This window comes from Ralstonia psammae, assembly GCF_958405935.1.
Classification (GTDB): Bacteria; Pseudomonadota; Gammaproteobacteria; order Burkholderiales; family Burkholderiaceae; genus Ralstonia; species Ralstonia psammae.
This window is the reverse complement of the sequence record NZ_CATZBU010000052.1, coordinates 1-851: the sequence shown is the minus strand read 5'-3', so window position 1 is coordinate 851 and position 851 is coordinate 1. Positions and strand designations below refer to the sequence as shown.

The following is an 851-nucleotide window of genomic DNA, read 5'->3' as shown; positions in this document are numbered from 1 at the left end:
GACATGGCAAAGGAAAAGTTCGAGCGGACCAAGCCGCACGTGAACGTTGGTACGATTGGTCACGTTGACCACGGCAAGACGACGCTGACGGCAGCGATCACGACCGTGCTGGCGACCAAGTTTGGTGGTGCCGCCAAGGCATACGACCAGATCGATGCAGCGCCGGAAGAAAAGGCACGCGGCATCACGATCAACACCGCGCACGTCGAGTACGAAACGGCGAACCGCCACTACGCGCACGTTGACTGCCCGGGCCACGCCGACTACGTCAAGAACATGATCACCGGTGCCGCCCAGATGGACGGCGCGATCCTGGTGTGCTCGGCCGCTGACGGCCCGATGCCGCAAACGCGTGAGCACATCCTGCTGGCCCGCCAGGTTGGCGTGCCGTACATCGTCGTGTTCCTGAACAAGTGCGACATGGTGGACGACGCCGAGCTGCTGGAACTGGTCGAAATGGAAGTGCGCGAGCTGCTCTCCAAGTACGACTTCCCGGGCGACGACACCCCGATCATCAAGGGTTCGGCCAAGCTGGCGCTGGAAGGCGACAAGGGCGAACTGGGCGAAGTGGCCATCATGAACCTGGCCGACGCACTGGACACCTACATCCCGACGCCCGAGCGCGCTGTTGACGGCACGTTCCTGATGCCGGTGGAAGACGTGTTCTCGATCTCGGGTCGCGGCACCGTGGTGACCGGCCGTATCGAGCGCGGCGTCGTCAAGGTCGGCGAAGAACTCGAAATCGTCGGTATCAAGGCCACGCAAAAGACCACCTGCACGGGCGTGGAAATGTTCCGCAAGCTGCTGGACCAAGGTCAGGCAGGCGATAACGTCGGTATCCTGCTGCGCGG

The 851-nt window shown here is 62.7% G+C and carries 1 protein-coding gene; it reads left to right on the top strand.

Going from position 1 to position 851, the window contains the following annotated elements; genetic code table 11:
- Positions 1-3: 3 nt before the first annotated feature.
- Positions 4-851: elongation factor Tu (gene tuf / locus R2N16_RS25435; RefSeq protein ID WP_316669825.1), on the top strand; the 848-nt coding region annotated here is incomplete at its 3' end.